At 72.6% G+C, this 16,229-nt stretch carries 6 protein-coding genes; 1 reads left to right on the forward strand and 5 read right to left on the reverse strand.

Annotation, left to right across the window (positions count from 1 at the left end):
* Window positions 1–22 precede the first annotated feature (22 nt).
* A complete protein-coding gene (locus ACTWP8_RS00745) occupies window positions 23–4,804 on the reverse strand; it encodes a beta-ketoacyl synthase N-terminal-like domain-containing protein (protein WP_443320175.1) in 4,782 nt (1,593 codons plus the stop codon).
* Complete coding sequence (locus ACTWP8_RS00750; RefSeq protein WP_443320176.1) at window positions 4,798–12,102, reverse strand: SDR family oxidoreductase; 7,305 nt, start codon at window positions 12,100–12,102, stop codon at window positions 4,798–4,800. The genes ACTWP8_RS00745 and ACTWP8_RS00750 overlap by 7 nt, the downstream gene beginning before the upstream one ends.
* Window positions 12,103–12,809: 707 nt before the next feature.
* On the opposite strand from ACTWP8_RS00750, the gene ACTWP8_RS00755 reads away from it, so the two are divergent.
* Window positions 12,810–14,003: an extracellular catalytic domain type 2 short-chain-length polyhydroxyalkanoate depolymerase gene (locus ACTWP8_RS00755; protein ID WP_443320177.1), complete on the forward strand. Its 1,194-nt coding sequence runs from the start codon at window positions 12,810–12,812 to the stop codon at window positions 14,001–14,003.
* Here the strand turns inward: ACTWP8_RS00755 and ACTWP8_RS00760 are convergent.
* The 3 genes from ACTWP8_RS00760 to ACTWP8_RS00770 are packed head-to-tail and all read right to left on the reverse strand — an operon-like array spanning window position 13,916 to window position 16,211.
* Window positions 13,916–14,749 (reverse strand): alpha/beta fold hydrolase, encoded by an 834-nt coding sequence (locus ACTWP8_RS00760; protein ID WP_443320178.1) that lies wholly within the window; start codon window positions 14,747–14,749, stop codon window positions 13,916–13,918. The genes ACTWP8_RS00755 and ACTWP8_RS00760 overlap by 88 nt on opposite strands.
* The gene (gene fabG / locus ACTWP8_RS00765; protein ID WP_443320179.1) at window positions 14,746–15,486 is read right to left on the reverse strand and encodes a 3-oxoacyl-[acyl-carrier-protein] reductase; all 741 of its coding nucleotides are present in this window, start codon (window positions 15,484–15,486) and stop codon (window positions 14,746–14,748) included. The genes ACTWP8_RS00760 and fabG overlap by 4 nt, the downstream gene beginning before the upstream one ends.
* 35 nt (window positions 15,487–15,521) lie before the next feature.
* Window positions 15,522–16,211, reverse strand: a complete 690-nt coding sequence (locus ACTWP8_RS00770; protein WP_443320436.1) for a 2-hydroxychromene-2-carboxylate isomerase — start codon at window positions 16,209–16,211, stop codon at window positions 15,522–15,524.
* Window positions 16,212–16,229: the final 18 nt, after the last annotated feature.

Here is a 16,229-nt window from a genome sequence, read left to right on the forward strand (position 1 = left end):
GGGGCGGTCCGCTCGCTGCTGGTCACTGATCGGTCTCCTCGGTCTCGTCTGCCGGGCCGGTCGTCCAGGCCACGGCGTAGTCCCTGCTCGGCAGCCCCGGAGGGTTGACCGTCCATGTGCTGTGCACCCGGTAGCGGCGCTGCGGCCGTTCGCCCGCCGCGGCCACCTCGACCAGGAGCCGTTCCGGTTCCGCCGCGACCACGGCGAAGTCCCGCGGCCGGCCGAGGAAGCCGGTGCCCTCCGCCTTCGCGACGGCTTCCTTCGCCGCCCAGAAGGCCGTGGCCCACCGTGCCTCCGACTCACCAGTGGCGGCGCACACCGCGGCGAGGAGTTTCCGCTCCGGCTCCGCGAAGGCGACGGTGAGGGTCTGCTGGTCGCGGTCGGCGATCTCCTCGATGTCGATGCCGGGGCCCGGCCCGCCGTGGTGGCCCGTGTGGTGACCGGGTGGGCGCTGCACCACCAGCGCCACCCCGGCCTCCGCCCGGTGCGCGAGCGAGAGGGCCAACTCCGGCAGCGTCCGGCCGTGGATGCCGGTGGCGTACGGGCGGCCGTGTTCGTCGTTGCGCACCTGGATCTCGGCGGGGAAGACCGGGCCCTCTCCCCGCTCCCAGAGCCACTGCCGCACGGCGTCCTTGGCCGCGATCCGGCCGAGCAGCCACTGCCTGCGCCCGCGCGGCGGACGGCGCTCGTACTCGGCCCGCTCGGCGCCGCCCAGATGGTTGCGCATGATCAGCTCGCGGGAGGCCAGGTCCGGCCAGCGCTCGTGCAGCAGGACCCAGCCGCCGGGCCGCGGCCTGGACAGTGTGCTGCGCTGAGGGAAGCGCTCCACCGCTCTGGTCTCGGGATGGTTGTCGAAACGGCGGTCCTGCCAGCCGGTGAGTTCCGCCCACACCTCGCCGTCCGCGACGAGCTGCACATCGGCTTCGAGTACGGCGTCCGTCAGCGAGGCGATCCTGACCAGGCACTCCACCTCGGTGCCGGGGCGCGGGTGCGGACCGAAGAAGCGCAGATGCCGTATGCCGACGGGGAAGACCACCGTCCGCTCGGTGCGGGTCGCCATGATCCAGTAACCGAGGAGCTGGCCGACGTTGTCCAGCAGCGCGCCGGGCGCGGGCGGCGTGGTGATCCTTCCGCGTACGTGCCGCTCCCCCATCGCGGTGATCTCCGTGATGCCCTGGAACGCCGGGCCGTGGAACATCCATCGCTCGCTGTAGAGCTCGGCCGCGCTGTGGTCGGGAATGCGCTCGGCGGCCGGGTCCGTACGCCACGGGGCCGGGCGGATGTCCGCGTACCGGGGCGCGAGTTCCACCTCGCCGCGCGCGCTGCGGCCGAAGGCGACGGCGAACCGGTCCGAGGCGTCGGGCGACGGCGTCACGGTGACCGGCACATCGGTGGGCGGTGTGGCGGTCACCCACTGGTCGAACCGGGCGCTGTGCACGCCGACGGCCCGCAGCGTGGGCATGGCCTGCTCCGCCGAGTCCATGAGGTGCTGGACGATCGTGGTGGCCGGGACGACAGGCCATCGGTCCGCCTCGTCGGGCCAGCCGGGCCGCTGCTGGAAGAAGCAGTGGTCGCGCAGGTACGGCATGGCGTCGGTGGAAACCCGCAGGACGGTGCGCCACTCGCGGGCCGGGCCCGCCGCCTCCGCCCGGGGTGCGGTCAGCCCCGTCGGCGGGGACGCCGCCGCACCGCCGGAGGAAGCCACGGGCTCGGCGGCCGCCGGAGGTTCGGGAGCGGACGGGAGCCGGCCGGATGCCGCGATCAGCTCGGCGGCCGTATCGGCCGTCTCCCGCAGCAGCGCCCCGAGCTCGGCCGCCACCGGGAAGCGCTCCGCAAAAGCGTCCAGCGCGAGCGCCGACTCCGGTCCACGATCAGGGGTCAGGTCCGCCGAGTGGGACGCGAGTTCGCCGCGCAGGATCGCCACGCCGGGCCCGTCGAGGGAGATCAGCGCACCCCCCAGGTCGAGCCGCACCGGCGGTCGCGCGGCAGCCGCGGGCCGGGCGGAACGTACCGCTCCATGCCCCGCGGCGGGACGGGGCAGCGACGGGTCCACGGTCGCGCCCTCCGTCCACAGGGCGGTGGCCACCCGGCGGAGCCCCGCGACACCGTCGCGGCGCGGCGAGTTCGCGGCCACGGCGAGGTGTTCCCTGCCGTTCAGGGTGTCGCCGATGAGCGAGGTCAGCTGTCCGGTGCCGACCTGTACGAACGCCCGGAAGCCCGCCTCGTACATGGCCAGCGTCAGAAGCCGGAAGCGCACCGGCTCCAGCAGGTGCCGCACGAACAGCTCGCGCACCCCGGCCTCGGTCGGCGGATACGGGGAGGCCGTCGTCCCCGACCACACGGGGACGGCCGGCGGGAACAGCTCGAACCGTTCCGCGACGGCCCTGATCGGCCCCAGGCAGGGGGCCAGCATCGGCGTGTGGAAGCCCGACTGAAACGGCAGGACCTGTGCGATCACCCCCTCGGCACGCATCGCTCGCACGAACTCCTCGACGGGGGCCTCGGGTCCGCACACCATCGACTGGTTCGGCGCGTTGTCGTGGGAGAGCACGACGCGGTCGTCCGTACGCTCCCGGAGGGCGGCCAGCACCCGCTCGGCGGGAGCGCCCAGGACGGCGAAGGCAAGGCCGGGCACGCGTAGCGCGTCGGGGTCGAAGGAGTCGAGGAAGTCGTCTACCGCGTCACCGGAGTACAGTCCGCCCGCCGCCATCGCGGTCCACTCGCCGACGCTGTGCCCTGCCACCGCGTCCGGCACGACTCCCATCCGCCGCAGCGCGCCGTCCAGGAGGCGGCCGACGCCGAAGACGCCGGCCCCGTGCCGGCCGATGTCGCCGACCCGCACCTGCCCGACGGAGCGGTCGGCAGCGGGACCGGAAAGCCCGAAGTATTCGGCGACGCCGTCCACCCGGGGCTCGAACTCCCCCTCGAGGCCGGGGAAGACGAAGGCGAGCTTGCCCGGGTCGCCGGGGTCGCTGTGGTCGCAGGCGCCGAGCAGCGGACGGGGCGTGAACCAGATGTCGTTGCGGCCGCGCCAGGGGCGGCCCTTGGCCACCATGCGTCTGGCCAGGGCCAGCCGCTTGGCAGTCGGGTCGACGATGCCGAGCCTGCTGCGCCGCGCGTCGTCGGGCCGCGCGGACGCGGTGGCGAGCACGCCGGAGTCGTCCGCCGCGAGCAGCCCGGCCAGCTGCTCCGGAGTGTCGGCGGCCAGGGCCAGGACGCGCTCCGGCTCGGTCACGGCGGCCCTGGGTACGGGTGCCCTGGGTACGGGTGCCCCAGGTACGGCGGCCGCGGGTACGGCCGGGGCGGGCCCCGGCGCGGCGGCCGCGGGTGCGGGCTCCAGCACCACATGGGCGTTGATCCCACCGAAGCCGAAGGCGTTCACCGCGGCGCGGCGTACGGGCCGGTCCGGGCCGGTCTCCCACGGCACGGCCTTGTCGATCGTACGGAACCGGGTGGGCGCCAGCGCGGGGTGCGGGTCGTCGCAGTGCAGGGTGGGCAGCAGCAGTCCGTGATGGACCGCCAGGGCGGCCTTGACCAGGCCGGCCACCCCGGCGGCCGGCATCGTGTGGCCGATCATCGACTTCACCGACCCGATCACGGCCCGGTCGTGGGTGGTGTCGCCGCCGGTGAGGTCGGTGCCGCCGGTGCCGCGAGTGGCGTCGGTGCCGAACACCGCGGCCAGGGTGGCCAGTTCGGCCGCGTCGCCGGTCGGCGTCGCCGTGCCGTGCGCCTCCAGCAGCCCGATCGAGCCCGGCTCCCGCGGGTCGAGGCCGGCCGCCCGCCACGCCTGCCGTACCGCCCGCGCCTGACCACCCGGGTCCGGGCTGACCAGGCTCGCGGCACGGCCGTCACCGGCCACCCCGGTACCCCGGATGACCGCGTAGACCCGGTCCCCGTCCCGTTCCGCGTCGGCGAGCCGTTTGAGCACGACGACGCCGGTGCCCTCGCCGATCAGGATTCCGTCGGCCCCTCGGTGGAAGGGCCTGATCCGCTGGCTCGGCGACAGCGCGCGGAGCTGCGAGAAGACACTCCACAGGGTGATGTCGTGGCAGTGGTGCACGCCGCCCGCCAGCATCACGTCGCACCGGCCGGAGGCCAGCTCTCCCACAGCCTGGTCGACCGCGACGAGCGACGAGGCGCAGGCGGCGTCCACGGTGTACGCCGGGCCGCGCAGGTCGAGCCGGTTGGCCACACGCGAGGCGGCCAGGTTGGGCACAAGACCGATGGCCGCTTCGGGATGGTCGGGGCCGAGCTGGTCGGTGAAGGCCGCGTGGACGCGCTCCAGTTGGTCGGACCCGAGGCCGGGCAGCAGCTCGCCGAGGGTGCGTACGAGCTGCCGGGCCGTGCGCACCCGCTGGTCGAGCCGGACGAGGCCGGGGGTGAGGTAGCCGCCGCGACCCAGCACCACACCCACCCGGTGCCGGTCGGGCAGCCGCTCCTCGCCGCCCGCGTCGGCGACGGCAGCGGCGGCCACGTTCAGCGCGATCAGCTGGTCGGGCTCGGTGCCGGACACCGTGGCGGGCATGATCCCGAACCGGGTGACCTCCACCTCGGCGAACTCGTCGACGAACCCGCCCCGTCGGCAGTACACCCGGTCGGCCGCGGCCGGACCGCGCCCGCCGTCCGGATCGTAGAAATCGGCGTCCCACCGCCCGGCCGGGACGTCGGTGATCGCATCAGCGCCGCTCACCAGATTCCGCCAGTACGCCGCCAGGTCGGGGGCGCCGGGCAGCAGAACCGCCATGCCGACGATGGCGACCGGGGGCATCCGGCCGGCCGTCCTCCCGTCCGCCACGGTCACCATCCCGATGCCGTGTAGACGACGGCACGGGCCGACTCGTCGCCCCAGGCGAGCTCCCGCAGCAGCGCGAGCGTTCCCTCCTCGGGATCGATGAGTTTGATACCGCGCCGCGCGTACTCGCGCCCGAGCTCCGGGGTGACCATGCCGGTGTGCGAACCCGCAGGAGCCCACGGGCCCCAGTGCACGGTCAGCGCCCGGCGGCCGGTACGGGCCGCCCACTGTGTGCCCAGGGCTTCCAGTACGTCGTTGGCCGCCGCGTAGTCCACCTGGCCGCGGTTGCCGAGCACGGCGGAGATGCTGCCGAAGAGCACGGCGAAGGACGGCCCGTCCGGCAGTTGTTCCAGCGCCTCCAGCAGCGTGCTCGCGCCACCCGCCTTCGTATCGAAGACCCGCTGGAACGACTCGGCGGACTTCTCCTCGATCAGCCGGTCCTCGATGACGCCCGCCGCGTAGACGACGCCGTCCAGCCGGCCGTGGTCGGCGTGAATCCCCTTCACCGCCTGGCGCACCGCATCGGGCTCCCGGAAGTCCACCGAGCGGTACCGGACTTGCCCGCCGAGGCTCCGCGCCTCCTCCACCGTGGCGGCCACCTCGCGCTGTGCCAGGATCCGGGCGGCGGTCCGCTGGATCTCGGCGGGCGTCCGGCTGCCCTGGGCGGCGAGAGCCGCGCGCAAGGCGGCCTCGTCGCGGGCCCCGGCGGTGGACGGATCCTCGGGCCCGACGGGCTCGGGGGTGCGGCCCAGCAGCTCGATCCGGCAGCGGGCGGCTGCCGCGAGGGTGGCGGCAAATCGCGCGGTGATGCCCCGTCCCCCGCCGGCCAGGACGACCACGGAGTCGCGGTCGAGGCCGATGGCCGCGGCCTCCGCCGCTCCGTCCCCCGCGGGGCCGGCGCCTGAGGAACCGAGGACGCCGAGTCCGCTCTCCATCAGCTCCAGACCGTGCCGGCCGGCGGCGCTGCGCACCACAACCGGCGGGCCGTCGGGGGCGAGCAGTTCGCCGAGCAGCGCGTCGGCGACGACGGCGGGCGTGAGGCCGGGGGCTTCGGGAGCCTCAAGGACTTCGAGGACTTGGGGAACTTCGGGGGCTTCGGGGGCTTCGGGGGCTTCGGGGGCTTCGGGGGCTTCGGGGGCTTCGGGGGCTTCGGGGGCGAGGATGTCCACCACCCTGGCCACGGTCTGCGGGTACTCCCTGGCCACCGTGCGGAACAGCCCGTGCAGCCCGGCCGCACGGAGGCTCTGCGGCTCCGCCGGACGGGCGGCCAACAGCCAGCGCGGGCCGCGCCGCAAAGCCGCCTGGACCACGGGAAACGCCTCGGGCAGTACCGGTGCGCCGATGCCGGCCAGCGGGTCGAGCAGCATCACTCCGTCCACCGGGCCGTCCTGTTCGGTGAGCAGATGCCCGGCGGATACGGCCAGCGCCTCGGCGCCGTACGCGGCCAGCCGGTCCGACACCGCGTCAGCCGCTCCGTCGCCGTCCCCGAGCAGGACGAAGCGCTTGCCGCCCAGTACGGACCCGGGATCGGCGGCGCGGCCCGGATCGCCCAGTGACACGGGCCGGAGCCGGAGCCGCCTGGGGGCCTCGCCGCTCATGGGAGGCGGCTCCTGCCGTGCCGCCGCGGGCGGGGCGGCGGTTTCAGGGGCGGACTGCGGGACGGCGGGGGCGGCCGGCCGTCCGGTCAGCCAGGAGGTGACGGCGGCGGCGGTACGGGCCTTCGCCAGCTCTTCCAGCTCCTCGTCACCGAGGGCCGCGGCACCCGTACCGGCCACACCCAGACGCTCGGCGAGTTCACCCGCGATCTCCGCCCGTTTGATCGAGTCGATGCTGAGGTCGGCTTCGAGGTCGAGGTCGGGCTCGATCATGTCGACGGGGTATCCGGTGCGTTCGCTGATGATCTCGGAGACCACCCGCAGCACCTCGTCCTCGGTGACCGCGACGGGAGCGGGCACCGCTGCGGGTGCGGGGACCGCTGCGGGTGCGGGGACCGCTGCGGGTGCGGGTTGCGGAGTGATGCCGTGCGGAGGCTCGCCGGACACCGGCTGCGCCTGGAATGCGGGTGCGGACACAGCGGGTGCGGACGCGGCGAGCGCAGCCGGCGCCGCGGGCCGGCCGCCCGGCGCGGCTGCGAAGTAGCTGAGGAGCACGTCCCGCTGCGCGGCGACCATCTCCCGGCTGGCCTTGAGGAATTCGGAGACCAGAGCGTCCCCGTCGCCCTGCGTGCCGCCTGCCCGCTCCGCCTGGCTCACACTCGCCTCCATGACACGTCGAGCCGGTGCCAGCGCACCGGGAAGGAGTTCACCGGCAGCCGTACGGACCAGCTGGCCGTCGACCGTCCAGCCGGGCCGCTTCGGCGGCGCGGTGCGCCCCGCGTCCACGGCGTCGCGGTCACGGAACATCCAGCCGGTACGCACGGGCAGCCCGGCGACGGCCAGTTGAGCAAGGGCGTCGAGAAGGCCGCGCACGCCGCCGGAGTGACCTCGCCGCCCCTCGCAGGCGACGGCGCGGTGCGGCTGGTCGCCGAGGATCTCCCCGACCAGCCGGGTGAGCACCCTGCCGGGCCCTGCCTCGACGAAGACCCTGGCCCCCGCCTCGTACATGGCCTCGATCTGCGGGGCAAAGAGGACCGGCGCCCCGATCTGGGCGGCGAGTTCCGCGCGGAGCGCGTCCGGAGCGTCGCCGTGCACGGCCGCGGTGCGGTTGGCCCAGACCGGGAACTCCGGCACCATCACCGGTCGGCTCGCCAGGACCTTGGCGAACCGGTCCCCGGCGCCGGCGACCAGCGGGCTGTGGAAGGCGCAGGCCACCGGAATCCGTTTGGCTCCGTACCCCGCCTCCCGCAACAGCTGCACCGCGGTGCCCACCGCCTGCTCCGGACCGGAGACCACGGTCTGCCGGGGCGCGTTGCGGTTGGCGAGGACGACCCGGCCGGCGAGCCCTGCCTCGTACAGAACCCGCTCAACGTCTTCGGCCCCGGCCGCCACCGCGGCCATGGTGCCCTGCTCCTCCCCCGCGGCCTCCAGGATCGAGGCCGCTCGCTGGGCACTCAGCTCCAGCAGGTCGCGTGGGGTGAAGGCGCCCGCCGCGCAGAGCGCGACCAGCTCTCCGTAGCTGTGCCCGGCTGCCATGTCGGGCCGTACACCGGCCGATGTGAGCAGGGAGTACGCGGCCAGCCCGACGATTCCGAGGGTCGGCTGCGCAATCCGGGTGTCGGTGATCCCGGCCTGCTGCCGCGCCTTCGCGGACTCGTCGAAGGCGGCCGGCGGGTAGAGCACATCCGTGTACGTACGGCCGAGTTCGAGGAGGTGCTGGAGTTCGGGGAAGGCGACGAACAGCTCCGCGAACATGCCGGGCCGCTGGCTGCCTTGGCCGGGGAAGAGGAAGGCGACCTTGCCGGGACCCGGTTCCGCCCGCACTTCCGTCCCCGGTCCCGAGCTGTCCGTCGTACCGCCGGATTGCTGTTCCGCACCGGCGAGGTGGACTCCTGCGGCGGGATCGTGTTCGCCCGCCAGCACCCGCCGCAGCTGCCCAACCAGGCCGCCCGGCCCGTCGAGGCGTGTGGCCACCACGGCTGCTTGTACGGGCTCGTGGCTGGTGTCGGAGCGGCGGGAGGCGGCCAGCGCGAGGTCGCGCAGCCGCCAGGGCCGCCCGGCCGCGTCGTTCGCCGTGGCCGTCTTCAGCGTTTCCTCGACGGCGCGGTTTGCCGCCGCGCGGTCGGCGCCGCGGAAGGTGAACAGCTCGGCGGGCCACGCGTCGAGGCCGTGGGACGGCGGCGCCCCGCCGTCGTGGGCCGCCAGCACCACATGGAAGTTGGTGCCGCCGAAGCCGAACGCGCTGACTCCAGCGATCCGTTCGGCCGGTGGCGCCGCCCAGGGACGGGCCTCGGTATGGAAGGAGAAGGGGCTGCTCCCCGGCTCCCAGGCGGCGTTCGGCTGTTTCAGGTGGAGGGTCGGCGGCTTGACACCGGTATGCAGCGCCAGCACGGTCTTGACCAGGCCGGCCAGCCCGGCGGCGCACTTGGTGTGGCCGATCTGGGACTTGACGGAGCCCAGCGCACAGCGCCCTGGCCCGGCCCCGGCGTCGGTGAACACCGCGCTGAGGACGGTCAGTTCGGTACGGTCGCCGACGACCGTACCGGTGCCGTGGGCCTCCACCAGGCCGACGTCGGAGGGCGAGACGCGGGCGTTGCGGTAGGCGCGCTCCAGGGCGGCCCGCTGGCCCTCGGGGCGCGGTGCCGTCAGGCCGAGCGACCGCCCGTCGCTGGAGCTTCCTACGCCCTTGATCACGCCGTAGATGCGGTCGCCGTCCCGTTCGGCGTCGGCCAGCCGCTTGAGCACCACGCAGGCGACGCCCTCGCCGAGCGCGATGCCGTCCGCCGAGCTGTCGAACGTGCGGGAGCGGCCGGTCGGGGACAGCGCGTGCACCGAGGAGAAGAGCATGTAGTCGTTGATGCCGTTGTGCAGGTCGGCTCCGCCGCACAGGACGACGTCGCTGGTCCCGGTGACCAGTTCCTTGCAGGCGACGTCGACGGCGGCCAGCGACGACGCGCACGCCGCGTCCACGGTGTAGTTGGCGCCGCCGAGATCGAGCCGGTTGGCGATCCGCCCGGAGATGACGTTGGCGAGCATGCCGGGGAAAGAGTCCTCGGTGAGCGCGGGCAGCTGTGCTGCCAGGCCCTGCGGCACCGTGCCGAGGTAGGACGGCAGGACGGCGCGCAGCGTCTGGGCGCTGGACAGGTCGCTGCCCGCTTCGGCGCCGAAGACGACGGAGGTACGGGAGCGATCGAAGGTCCGCCCGTCCCGGTCGCCGTATCCGGCGTCGTGCAGAGCCCGGGCGGCGGCTTCCAGCGCGAGCAGCTGTACCGGTTCGATGCTGCTCAGTGAGGCCGGCGGGATGCCGTAGCGCAGCGGATCGAAGGGGATCGGCGGCAGGAAGCCGCCCCACTTGGAGTTCGTCGCGCCGCTGCCGCCGTCCTTGACGCCGGTGCCGGGAGTCCTGTTGCCCGTGCCGGTCCTGGCGTGCCTGTCCGCCGAGTAGTGGACGGCCGGATCCCATCGCTCGGCGGGCACGTCGGTGACGGCGTCGATGCCGCCGAGGACATTGGCCCAGAAGGAGGCGAGGTCGGGAGCCTGCGGGAACATGCAGGCCATGCCGACCACGGCCACGTCCAGCGGCGCGGGGGCTCCCGGTTCGGCGCGCTCCCCGGCCGTACCCTCACCCAGCCGCTCGCGGAGCGCCGCCGCGCTTGCGGTGAGGAAGTCCGCGGCCGCCGAGGCGACCGACCGGTGCAGCCCGCTGATGGTGGTGGTGTCCGAGCGCAGCACAGCGACCTGTCCGGCCATGAACATGCCCTCGGTGAGCTGGCGGTCCTCGTCGACCGGCACCAACTCCCCGTCCGCGCCGCGCTCCGCCCCCTTACTGGCGACCCGCAACCGGCCGACGTTGAGCCGCTCCAGACTCTCCCAGCGCTGCCGGTCAGGCACTCCCTGCTCCTGCAGCCGCTCCTTGACGGCGCGGTAGCTGTCGGTGAAGGGGCTGGGCACACACCGGGTGGCGTGCCCCGGGGCGGTCTCGAGCAGCGCGGTGCGCCGCGCCGACACCACCTGACGCTGGAAGAGCGGCTGTACGGCGCCGTGGACCACCGCCTCCTCGGTGAAGAGGTAGGCGGTGCCCATCAGCAGGCCCACGGCGACGCCGCGCCGCGTCAGCGGGGCGGCGAGCGCGGCGACCATCGCGGCGGACCGCTCGTCGTGGACTCCGCCGGCGAAGAAGAACTCGATCCGGCCGGGCGCACTGCTGCCGCCACCGCTGCCGTCACCCTCGACGTCGCTGCCGCTGTTGCTGTTGCTGCCGCTGTCCAGGAAGTCCTCGATCACCGCGATCTGCGCCTCCCAGAGCGGGAAGCTGTTCCGCGGGCCGACATGACCGCCGCACTCGGAGCCCTCGAAGACGAATCGGCGGGCACCGGCCGCCAGGAACTGGCGGAGCAGCCCCGGCGAGGGAACGTGCAGGAATGTCGTGATCCCGTCCCTCTCCAGGGCCTCGGCCTGGGAGGGCCGTCCACCGGCAACGATGGCGTGGCTGGGGCGGGCCTCCCGTATGGCCTCGAGCTGGGCGTTCCTGACCTCATCCGGGGCGAAGCCGAGCACGCCGACCCCCCAGGGCCGTCCGGCGAGGACGGCTCCGGCTTCCTCCAGCATGGTGCGCGCCTGCTCGCGCCCGGCCAGGGCGAGCGCGATGAACGGCAGAGCGCCGTCCGCGGCGACGGCGGAGGCGAACCCTGCCTGGTCGCTGACCCTGGTCATGGGGCCCTGTGCGATCGGCAGCCGGGTGCCGAGCGTGCCGCACATCGGCGCGCCGGGACGGAGCGCCGAGGCGCCCGAGTCGTCCCGTACCGCGTCCCGTACGGCGTCGGCCATGGCCCGGACGGTCCGGCCGACGTCATGCCAGCGCTCGGCGAAGCGCGCGGCGAGGAAGCCGTCCTGGCCCACGGGGAGCAGCCGGGTGCGCAGGTCGCGCACCCCGAGCAGGGCGGCGATACGGGCGGACTCCGGGCCGTCGGCGCCCTGTCCGCCGTGCCCGTCCGCACGGTCGGCGGTGGGAGGCGCGGCGCCGGGACCGCGGCGCTGGAGCACCCGGTGGCCGCCGAGCACGGTGGTCTCCGAGCCGTCCATGGCACGGATCGCGGAGGCCGCCTCCTCCGGGAGGCCGGATTCGGCGAGCAGTGCCAGCTGGGTGTCCAGGACGACCCCGGCCGCTCCGCCGGCCACGGCAGCCGCGGCCGTCCGCGGACCGATGCCGCCGCAGGCCCAGACCGGTACGGCTAACGCCCGCTCGCCGAGCAGCTGCTGGAGGAGGACGAAGGTACCGAGTTCTCCGATCCGGCCGCCGCTCTCGCTGCCCCGGGCGATCAGGCCGTGGGCCCCCGCCTGAACGGCGGCGAGGGCCTCGTCCAGGCCGGTGACCTCGGCCAGCACCCGGTAAGGGCCTGCGATGTCGCGAACCGCCCATGGAGAATCGACGCCGAGCACCACCGTGTGCGCTCTGGTGCCGCCGTCCTGGGTGGGACCCACGGGGAGGTCCGCGGGCGTGAGCCGGCAGCCGGGGGCTACCCGGACCCCGTACCGACCACCGGCCGTCCAGCTGCGGATGCGCTCCAGCGCTTCCTGGGCCTGCCGGTCGCCCGTACCGAGGTCAAGCACGCCGAGCCCGCCGGCGCGGCTGACCGCGGTGACGAGTCTGGCGTCCGGTTCGCCGAATGGGCTGATTCCGATGACAAGGTCGTCGAGGTGCGCAGCGGAGGTCATGTAATCTCCGAAAAATTTGGTGGTGCAGTGGGGGGAAAGGGAGATAATTCGGGCATACGCTTGGGTGTTCGGGCTTGGGGATTCCTGCCCGGAGCGATGCCCGGATCGGCGGCGCGCTGCCGAAATTAGCGACGGCATTACCGGATAGTCAACAGGTAACCATGCTCCCCGCGTTGGTGGTGGTTGACGCCTGCCCGCCTTGGTCCGGACCTCCCACGTCCGGCGTTTTCACGTGTGGATCATGACCGTGACACGTATGGGTTATCTCGCCGGTGCGTCATATGTTGACGTCTGTGTCATAGGCAGGCAGAAAGTCCTCGCGCGCCGAAGGAAATTGGCGGGCGAAGGGCGGAGACGTATTGCGTCGCTCTTTCTCGGGATGTCACCTCACATCCCTCGGATGTTGCCTCACAACTCTGTGACGTTGCGGTCTCTCCGGCAGCAAGCCTCACCCTTCCGGAGTCAACCGGGCTTGACCATGTGCACGGGTCACACCGCGCGCTCGGTATGACCCGCAGGCGGCCACATGTCACACCCGGGACCACACCGCCGGCCGAACTCGCCTTCGGACAATGGTGTCGTACACCAGGCCGGAGCCTCGGGATGAGTCGGAGCCCCACGTCGTCACGTACACCGAGAGCCTCCAGGATGGCGGACCCACCCCCTACCTGGAGACATGAATGAGGTTCAAACGGACGCTCCTGACGATGACAGCGGCCCTCGGCCTGGTGACGGCGACCACGGGCACCAGCGCCGTGGCCGAGGTCCCCGACCCCACTCCGGGGTCCCTGCAGCAGTACGACATCAACTCGGTCTACGTGTCGGGGGTTTCGTCCGGCGGATACATGGCCAACCAGCTGCACGTCGCCCACTCCGGTGTCTTCAAGGGCGCCGGCATCTTCACCGCCGGCGCGTACGACTGCTCGCAGGGCAACCTCAACACCGCGCTCTACGCGTGCATGGACACCTACCTGCCCCGCAAGACCCCGGCCCAGCTGGAGCAGGAGACCCGCGACCGCGCGACGGCCGGCAGTCTGGACCCGGTCGCGAACCTGTCGGGGGACCCGGTCTGGCTCTACCACGGCAGCTCCGACCGGACCGTCGACCGGGCAGTCAACGACGATCTGGCCACGTACTACCGAGACTTCGGCGCCGACGTCTCCTACGACACGACCTCCAGCGCCGGGCACGGCTGGGTCAGCCCGCTCGGAGAGGTCCCCTGCTCCTCCACCGCCGCGCCCTACATGAACAACTGCGGCACCGACCCCGAAAAGGACATGCTCACCCACCTCTTCGGCACCGTGAAGCCCGCCGCCGGCGCCCCGCTGAACGGCAAACTCATCCAGTTCGACCAGAACAGCTACGCGCCGGGCGGCAGTGCGGCCGCGATCAGCATGGGCAACGAGGGGTTCGCCTACGTCCCGCAGTCCTGCGGGTCCGGCTCATGCAAGCTCATGGTCGCCCTCCACGGCTGCTACCAGTACTACGGCCTGATCGGGAACACGTTCATGGGCCAGGCCTACCTGAACGAATACGCCGACACCAACGACATGATCGTCCTGTACCCGCAGGCCACGACCGCAAGCGACAACCCGCGCGGCTGCTGGAACTGGTGGGCCTACGGCGGCGACACCCACTACGCCGAGAAGAGCGGCAAACAGATCACTGCGATCATGAACATGGTCAAAACGCTGGCCGGAGACACCGCGTCTCCCGCGCCGACGACCCCCAAGGGTGTGGCCGGTGCCCGATCCGCAGTCATAGCGACATTCGGGGAACCGGACCAAGACGAGCCGAGCACCTCGTCGTCCGATCAGGTTCGAGCGAAGGCGCAGATCAGATCAGCCACGATGTCCGGCTGTGCCACCTGGCAGAAGTGTGCGAGCCGCGGATCCAGGTGAAGCTCCGCCCCGGGCATGTCCGCGATGAGCGCCTCCGCCCGGTCCCCGGCGATTCCGGGGTCCTGATCGCCCGCGATGACCAAGGTGGGGACCGTGACATGGGACAGCGGGAGGTCGGATGCCGAAACGTACTGGTCCAGCAGTGCGAGGAAGCCCTGCGGTCCGATGCGGTCCAGTGCTTTCTGTGCCATGCCGTCGAAAAGGCCCGGGTCCATCGTTTCGGCTCGGGCACCCAGCCGGGCGCGCAACCCCGCCTTCATCACGGACTCGAAGTCCTCCCGGAAACCGCCCATCAGCCCCCAGTTCACCGTCAGCGATGGCGACCGGTAGAACGGTGAGAGCAGCACGATCGCGTCGTACCGCGGCTGCACCCCGGTGGCGAGCCACTGCAGGACCGAGTTGGCTCCCAGTGAGTGGGCCACGAGCACCGAAACCGGCTCGGGAACCAGGCCCAGACCGGCTTCGACCCACTGGGCGGCCGTGGCGCGGGCCCGCCACCGGTACGTGCTCCCAGTCCGCCATGGCAGCTCCACCGAATGGCAGCGGAACCGGTCGGCCAGCAGCCGGGCGAGCGGCGTCCAGTTGGCCCACCCGTCCTCCAGGCCGTGGATGAACGCCATGGCGGGCAGGCCCTCTTGGGAGTGCGTGGCGGCGGGACCCGAGAAGCGCGAGGAGTACAGGGCCAGTTCCTCGCCGTACAGGTGCGACGTGCCGACCGCGGTCCACATGCGGTCGGCGCCGGTCACAGCGTGACACCCCCGTCGATCCTGATGACCTCGCCGGTGAGGTATCCGGCCTTCTCCGATACGAGGAACGAGACGAGTTCGGCCACCTCCGCGGCCTCGCCGTTCCGCCGCATCGGGATCGCCTCGAGCGCCCTGGCCCGCACCTGCTCCGGCAGCGCCGCCGTCATGTCCGTCTCGATGAAGCCGGGCGCGACCACGTTGACCCGGATGCCGTACGGCGCGACCTCCTTGGCCAGGGCCTTGCTCATGCCCTGGATGCCGGCCTTGGACGCGGAGTAGTTGGTCTGCGTGGGGTTGCCGTCGACGCCCGCTATGGAGGAGACGTTGACGATGACCCCCTCTTTGCGCTTCATGAAGTTGAAGACGACGCTGCTGCAGAAGTTGAAGGTGCCGCTGAGGTTGGTGTCGATGACCCTGCGCCAGTCCTCCACCGGCATGAGCACCATCGGGTTGTCCTTGACGATGCCGGCCGAGTTCACGAGCGCATGGACATTCCCGAGTCGCTGGGTGGCCTGCGCGACAAATTCCCGTACGGCGTCGTGGTCGGCGACGTCACAGGCCGCGTGGTAGACCTGCGCGCCCTTCTCGCGCACGAGCCTCGCGGTCTCAGCCGCCGCGCTGTTGCCGCTGCGGTAGCAGAAGGCGATGTCGTAGCCATCCGCGGCGAGCCGGACGGCCACAGCCCGCCCGATGCCCCGGGAGCCGCCCGTGACAATAGCCGTACGTCGTTCCGTCACTTCACTCAACCCTTCAGTCGGCGGGGCAACGGCCGTCAGCCGCAGCCGCCCGCGGTGTCCTGGTCCATGGAGCCGGTCCTGTCGAGCACCGGCTGCGGTATCCCCGCCACTGGGTGGGCCGGGCCCCCTCCCGTGTCGCCCAGCGCGGTCAGGAAGCCCTCCAGCCGGTCCAGTCCCCAGAACCGGTGCCGACCGGCCTTGAAGTACGGGACACCGAAGACGTCGTCCTCGTAGATCCGCATGAGCGCCTGCACACCCAGCTCGCGGATGTGCGGCTCCTCCGGAGCGGCGACCAGCGTCGCCCCGTCGAGCCCTGCCTCGTCACAGATGCGGCGCAGCCGGGCACGCTCGCAGATGTCCTCGCCGCGCTCCCAGCGAGCGGCCATCACCGCCGCGTAGTACGCGCGCTGCACGCCGAGTTCCCTGGCCTTGAACCAGGCCAGATGCGGCAGATCCCACCACTCGTCACCCTTGTCGACGGGCCACTTCATGTCGTAACCGAACTTCGCGGCGAGCCGCTTGGTGTCGCTCAGGATGTAGAGGTGCTTGGCCTTGCTCATCGCCACGTAGTGGAACTCGCCGCCGCGCGCCTCCAGTTCGGCCCTGCTGTGCGCGTCCGGCTCGGAGAAGGGGATGTACTCGATGAGTTCCTGGGCATGGGGGAGGCGTTCCTCGAGCCGGCGCACCGCCATCCAGCTGAAGGGGCTGCGCAGCGAGAAGTACAGGCGCGGCGGCTTCCTCTT

The sequence above is a fragment of the Streptomyces sp. 7N604 genome, assembly GCF_052245475.1.
Taxonomy (GTDB): Bacteria; Actinomycetota; Actinomycetes; order Streptomycetales; family Streptomycetaceae; genus Streptomyces.

Excerpts from the sequence above, each read along its gene's own strand:
- ACTWP8_RS00755 (WP_443320177.1), top strand. The coding sequence starts at position 12,810 with ATGACAGCGGCCCTCGGCCTGGTGACGGCGACCACGGGCACCAGCGCC.
- ACTWP8_RS00745 (WP_443320175.1), bottom strand. The coding sequence starts at position 4,804 with ATGGTGACCGTGGCGGACGGGAGGACGGCCGGCCGGATGCCCCCGGTC.
- ACTWP8_RS00750 (WP_443320176.1), bottom strand. The coding sequence starts at position 12,102 with ATGACCTCCGCTGCGCACCTCGACGACCTTGTCATCGGAATCAGCCCA.